5 protein-coding genes are annotated in these 6,343 nt (G+C 75.8%); all 5 read right to left on the bottom strand.

Going from position 1 to position 6,343, the window contains the following annotated elements; genetic code table 11:
- Nucleotides 1-21 precede the first annotated feature (21 nt).
- A complete protein-coding gene (locus tag Q8791_RS03795) occupies nt 22-477 on the bottom strand; it encodes a citrate/2-methylcitrate synthase (protein ID WP_330090124.1) in 456 nt (151 codons plus the stop codon).
- A gap of 9 nt (nt 478-486) precedes the next feature.
- Nucleotides 487-1,380, bottom strand: coding sequence for a methylisocitrate lyase (prpB, locus tag Q8791_RS03790; RefSeq protein WP_330090123.1), 894 nt, complete (start codon nt 1,378-1,380; stop codon nt 487-489).
- Between the two features lie 393 nt (nt 1,381-1,773).
- Complete coding sequence (locus Q8791_RS03785) at nt 1,774-3,366, bottom strand: serine/threonine-protein kinase (RefSeq protein WP_330090122.1); 1,593 nt, start codon at nt 3,364-3,366, stop codon at nt 1,774-1,776.
- Nucleotides 3,363-5,108 carry a serine/threonine-protein kinase gene (locus Q8791_RS03780; RefSeq protein WP_330090121.1) on the bottom strand — a complete coding sequence of 582 codons (1,746 nt, stop codon included), beginning with the start codon at nt 5,106-5,108 and terminating at the stop codon, nt 3,363-3,365. The genes Q8791_RS03785 and Q8791_RS03780 overlap by 4 nt, the downstream gene beginning before the upstream one ends.
- A gap of 598 nt (nt 5,109-5,706) precedes the next feature.
- Entirely contained in the window at nt 5,707-6,198 is a 492-nt protein-coding gene (locus Q8791_RS03775; protein WP_330090120.1) for a GreA/GreB family elongation factor, read from the bottom strand.
- Between the last annotated feature and the right edge of the window lie 145 nt (nt 6,199-6,343).

The following is a 6,343-nucleotide window of genomic DNA, read 5'->3' as shown; positions in this document are numbered from 1 at the left end:
CGGCCCCGCCCCCGGCTCCAGTCAGCCCCCTGCCACCTGCCACCAGCCCCGGCGGCGGCGGTGGCCGGCCGCGACGATCGTCGGCAGCGCGGCCGTCATCGCCCCGGCCTGGTCGGCCGCGACCGTGTTGTCGTCCTCGGCCGGGTCGTCGGCGCCCAGGTAGCTGATGGCGGTCCGCAGCACGTCCATGGGGTGCGCGGTCCGGGGGAGGCTCCCCAGGAGTTCCAGGGTGTGCCGGTCCAGGGACCGTCCGGCGCGCTCACGGGCGCGGGACTCCCCCAGCTCCACGGCCGTCGGCAGCTCGCCGTACCGGAGCAGGTGGGCGACCTCTTCGAACGAGCACGACGCGGCCAGGTCCTGCACCGGGTAGCCGCGGTAGGTCAGGGAGTCGGTCTCCTCGTCGACCATGGAGATCCGGGTGGTGTCGACCACCACCCCGGCCAGCCCCTTGCGGATCGCCGTGTCGGCCCTGCCCACCACATCCGTTCAGATCGTGAAGTTGAAGACGTCGCCGTCGAAGGCGTTGTAGGCGGGGTAGTCGAGCAGCTCGTACAGGCGCTTGCGGGTCTGCATCCGGTCGACGAGGCCCGCCTGGGTCCCCTCGTCGCGCAGGGTCCGCAGCCCGTCCTCGACCGCCCCCATGGCCAGGCGCAGCGTGGTGACCGGGTAGATCACCATGTTCATCCCGAGGGACTCCAGCTGCTCGGCGGTCAGGAGTTCGCTCTTGCCGAACTCGGTCATGTTGGCGAGCAGGGGGACGTCCACGGCGGCGCGGAACGCCTCGAAGTCGGCGGGGCCGCGCATCGCCTCCGGGAAGACCATGTCGGCGCCCGCGTCCACGTAGGCCCGCGCGCGCTCGATCGCGGCGTCCAGCCCCTCGACCCCGGCGGCGTCGGTGCGCGCGCACACGACGAACCCGTCGTCGCGGCGGGCGCCCACGGCCGCGCGGATCCGCCGGACCATCTCGTCCGTCCCCACGACGGCCTTGCCGTCCAGGTGGCCGCAGCGCTTGGGGTTGACCTGGTCCTCCAGGTGGCACCCTGCGAGCCCCGCGTCCTCCAGGGCCTGGACGGTACGGGCGGCGTTCATGGGCTCGCCGAACCCGGTGTCGGCGTCGATGAGGGTGGGCAGGTCGGTGACCCTGGCGATCTGGCCGCCCCGGGTCGCGACCTCGGTCAGCGTGGTGAGGCCGATGTCGGGCAGGGCGAGATCGGCGGCGACCACCGCGCCGGACACGTAGGCGCCGTCGAAGCCGAGCTCCTCGATGAGGACCGCGGTGAGCGGGTTGACCGCCCCGGGGACGCGCAGCAGGCGTCCCGAGGCCAGGGCCTCGCGCAGGGCGCGGCGCTTCTCGTGCGGGGCGGTACGGGCGTGCAGCATCAGAAGATCCCCTTCGATCCGGAGAGGTCGCCGGGCGCGGTCGCCCGGTCCCCTCGAAGGACAGCAGACGGACCTCCTCGGCGGTGAGCTCGGGGAGGCGGTCGACGAGGCCGAGGAACCGGTCCTGCTCCGGTCCGGAGACCACGCCGTCGGCCAGCTCCACCACCACGCGGCCACCGAACGCCTTCTCCGCCGGGTCGGTCGCGTGGTACCTCCTGGTCCACTCCGGGTCCTCGACCGTGCGGATCCTGTGCCACAGCTCGCCGGTGTCCGGGCGGCCACCCCGATCGGGCTCGGCTGCAAGGTGTGAGAGCGGTCGGCCCGCCCCCAGCGGGCGTTCCCGCCGGCGGGGCGCGCGCTGCTGGTCAACGAGAACGCCAGCACCGTCACGCCCTACCCGGTGGCGGACCCCTCGTCGCACGAGGGCGCGTAGGAGGACAGGGTCCGGGCGGGGGCGTCGTAGCAGAGCCCTGTCGGCGGGATCCCGGACACGTTCGGGACGTAGTCCGGGCTCGCGAGGACGAGAAGGCCCTGCTCAGGGGCCCCGTCGAAGGTGAGCGCGAACGTGCTGCCCGCCCCGACCTCTCCGCCGGCCTCCACCTCGGACGGCGCCAGGGGCTCCTCCCCGGCGGTCACCGCGAGCATCGACGGGACGTCGCCGCCGAGGTCGACCTCCATGCGGTCGACGGTGAACGAGAACCGGACGCCGCCGGGGGACGCGTCGACCGAGTCCACGGACATGCTGAACGAGCTCTCGAACGAGTCGGGCGAGGCGGCGAAGGACGGCCGGTCGCCGGGTGCGGCCCCGGCGGGGGCCACCACCAGGTCCACACCGGTCCGGGACTGGGTCCACCACTCGACGTTGTGCCCCTCCATACTGACGTCCGACCGCGTCCAGCCGACGTGCGCCTCCGCGTCGGCCCCGTCCCGCGCGGGTTCGTCCCCGGGTTCCGCTGCGCCGCCCGGCGAGGAGGCCCCGCCCGGTTCGGTCGCGATGACGCGGGCCGCCACCCCGCCCGCCACCACGGCCGACACGAGGAGGAGGGCGGCGCCCGCGGCGAGGAGCGCACGGGAGCGCGGGGGCCGGGGTGCGGCGGGGACGGCCGCCCCGACCTCCAGCCAGGAGCGGTCCAGGACCCTGCCGACGGACGCCGCCACCTCGTCGGAGGTCAGGCCGGGAGGGCTTCCCGTCAGGGACGACACCAACTGGGACGCGGTGGGCCTGCGTGCCGGGTCCTTGTCCAGGGCGGACGCCACGAGCGGGAGCATCCGGGCCGGGACCGCGGACAGGTCGGGTTCCTCCCTGAGCACCCGGTACACGAGGGCGTCCGCCGGCCCCGTCCCGAACGGCGGCTTCCCCGACGCGGCGTGGGCGACCAGCGCGCCCCAGGCGAACACGTCGGCGGCGGGCGAGGGCGGGGACCCGCGCAGCGTCTCCGGCGAGATCCACCCGGGCGTGCCGAAGAGCCCCCCGGTCCTGGTCAGCGCGGTCTCGTCCAGGGCGCGCGAGATGCCGAAGTCCAGCACCTTCGGCCCGTCGGGGGACAGTATGACGTTGCCGGGCTTGAGGTCGCGGTGGACGATCCCGGCGGCGTGGACGGCGCGCAGCGCCTCGGCGGTCCCGACCGCCAGCCCGTCGAGCGGGGGACCGGTGAGCGGACCGTGCCGCCGCACGTGGTCGGACAGGGTCCGACCGGGCACGAACTCCGTGGCCAGCCACGGGTTACCGCCGTCGACGCCCGACGCGACGAAGGCGGGAACGGTGCGGCTGCGCACGCGTCGGAGCAGGCGGACCTCGCGCGTGAAGCGGGCCCTCAGCGCGGGGTCCTCCGCCAGATCGGCCCGGATGACCTTCACGGCGGCGTACCCGCCCCGCCGCGCGGCCCCCGCGTAGACGGTGCCCATGCCGCCGCTGCCGATCCGGCCCACGATCCGGAAGGCTCCCACGGCGGCCGGGTCGCCGGGGCGGGTGGGTGCGAAGCTCACAGGCCGTCCTCCCCCGTCAGCTCGTCGAAGGCGGGGCAGGGGTCACCGTCGAACGACCCGTCCATGGTGCTCGTCGAGATCTGGGTCCAGGCGGTCCCGCACATGTAGGCGCCCTGGCTCCGGTCGGCCGCGTACTCCCCGCTCGGGGCCTCCCCGGGGTCGGGGCGGTAGGCGACCAGGACGGAGCTGGGCGCCTCGGGGACGTCGAACTCGAACTCGGCGGTGGGGTTCGCCGGCGTCAGTTCCGCGAGGGTCCGGCCCTCCACGCGGTAGCCCTCCCTGCCGTCGTCGGGGTCGTCGGGCACCGACTCCAGGCCTGGGCCGACCTCGTAGAGGGTGATGTCGTCGGAGCGCAGCGTGTAGCCGCCGCTGTCGGGCAGATAGGTGATCTCCCCGCTGACGGTGAGGCCGTCCGACTCCTCCATGGCGGCGGTGTCGAGGTAGGTGACGTAGATGTTCATGGTCGCGATGGCGTGGTCCTCGCGGGCGAACCCCTCGGGCGGTTCGTAGGTCCACCCGGCGAACCCGTCGGCGACCCCCATGCCCCCGGAGGCGTCCGCGAGGACCATCATCACGTTGTCGCCGGGGACGGTCACCGCCAGCTCCCCGTCGGAGGCCCCGTCGGCGGCCCCGGGGGAGGCTTCGCCCCCCTCCGCCTGCCCCGCCCGGCCGAAGCGGTCCCCCGCGTACCAGGCGCCCCCGACGACCAGCACGAGCGCGGCGAGCGCGGCCCCGGCCACCTGCCACCGGCGCCCTCCGCTGCCGGGCTGCCCGGACGGAGGCGTCACGCCCCGGGCGGGAGGCGCAAAGGAACGGGACGGGGGAGGGACGGGCGCCGTCGGGGCGGGTGGAGCCTCCCACCCGTCCGCGATCACCACGGTGACCAGGGCGGTCGTCTCCTCGGGGCCGGCGGTGTCCAGGCGCGGCCCGAGGAGGCCCGCCAGGAGGGCGGGGACGGTGAGGCGGCGGCCGGGGTCGCGGGCGAGTGCGCCCCGCACCAGGCCGAGCACATCGTCGGGCACGCCGTCGAGATCGGGGCGGCCCTCCAGCACCCGCAGGGCGACGGCCTCGGCGGACCCCGTCCCGAACGGGGCCCGGCCGGTGGCGGCGAAGGCCACCAGGCCGCCCCACGCGAACACGTCGGCGGCCGGACCGGGCGGCGCTCCGCGCAGGAGTTCCGGGGCGACCCAACCCGGAGTGCCGAAAAGGCCGCCGGTCCGCGTGATCGCGGTCTCGTCCAGCGCGCGGGCGATGCCGAAGTCCAGCACCTTGGGCCCGTCCGCGGCGAGGATGACGTTGCCGGGCTTGAGGTCGCGGTGGACGATCCCCGCGGCGTGGACGGCGCGCAGGGCCTCCGCGACGCCGGTGGCGAAGGCGTGGAGGGAGGCGCCGGTCAACGGACCGTGTTCGCCCACGTGCTGTCGCAGGGTCGGGCCCGGGGCGTACTCGGTGGCGAGCCACGGCTGGTCGGCCCGGGTGTCGCTCGCCACGAACCGCGGCACGCAGGGGTTGACCACCCGCTGGACCAGCGAGGCCTCCCGGTGGAACCGGGCACGGAAGTCGCGGTCGGCGGCCAGGTCGGCGTGGACCAGCTTGACGGCGACGAGCCGGCCGGAGGGGTCCGCGGCGGCGTAGACCGCGCCCATGCCGCCGCTGCCCAGGCGGCCCACGGTGCGGTAGCCCCCGACGGTCCGCGGGTCGCCCGGGAGGAGGGGAGGGAACGGGGGGCTGTGGGACGTCACGGGACTCCGTCGGGACCGGGGAGGGGAGGGAGAGGGTCAGAATGCTACCTCCGGCGCCGGGGGAACGTGGTTGTGGCCGGGGGCCGCGCCGTCCCGGCCGCGGTGCGGGCCGTCCCGGCCGCGGTGCGGGCCGTCCCGGCCGCGGTCCGGGCCGGCCGTCTCCTCCGCGGGGCAGGCGGCCCACGGGCCGGGTGACCGGGACCTCCGGGCGGTCGGATGCCGGTCCGGGCACCGGGGCCTGCGGCTCCTGGCCGGGGGAGCGTCGGCCCGCCCGGGACGGCCCCGCGGTCCTTGGCTCACGGGCGTGCGGGTGTCCCAGCCGGATCCGGGCCACCTCTCGGCCCGGCGAGTCCGGTGCCGCCGCCGGGGAACCACCGGCTGAGGCGGAGCCCGGCGCCGCCCGTGAGTTCTCCGCGCACGGGGTCGCTTTCCCAAGTGCCACAGGGGCAGTGAAGCGGTCCGGCGGTGGCCCGGCCTCCGAGGGGGCCGGACCACCGCCGTGTCGGCCCGTCCGCCCTCCCAGTCGGGCGGACGGGCGAGGGGCGGCCACCCCGCTTTCCCGTGGGGGCGGCCGCCCCGGTCCGTGGGGCCGGCGGGCTCAGCCCGCCACGAAGGCCCGGTACGGCTCCGCGCCCAGCAGGGTGACCCCGATGACCGCGCCGCGCGGGGAGGTGAACGTGCGCCGCTCACCCTGCCGGGCGCCCAGCAGGGACGCCCCCAGCGGCGACTCCGGCGAGTACACGGTCATCCGGTCCGCGACGGACGCGTCCCGCAGGCCCAGCAGGAACTCCTCTGTCGCGTCCTCGCCGTCGTAGCGGATGGTGAGCACCTTGCCCGGAGCGGCGATCCCGTCGTCGGGGGCGGCCTCGTCCACCACGGCCTCGCTGAGCAGGCGCTCGATGGTGTGGACGCGCGCCTGCCGCACCGCCGGGTCGTGAATGTAGCGGGGCGCGGGGACTGTGCTCCCCGCGCCCCGGTCCGCCCCGGTGGTGTCCGGGTCGTCGTCGGGGAGGCCGCGCAGCACTCGCAGCTCCTCCTGGAGGCGTTCGTAGCCCTCCCTGGTCATCCATCGGTCGGTGGTCCTGGTCATGGAACGTTCCTTGTCTTCACGGGCCCACGCCACGGATCGGTCCGTGGGTGGAGAAACACAGCGAGGGCCGGCGAGGGGGGTGCTGCCGCTCATCACCGAGTGTGTCCACGGCGGCGGGGGTCGGGGTTATCCTGAGCCGACATTC

The sequence above is a fragment of the Nocardiopsis codii genome (assembly GCF_036327455.1).
Lineage (GTDB): Bacteria > Actinomycetota > Actinomycetes > Streptosporangiales > Streptosporangiaceae > Nocardiopsis > Nocardiopsis codii.
Note: the sequence above shows the minus strand (reverse complement) of the source record. Positions and strands in the feature narration are given on the sequence as shown.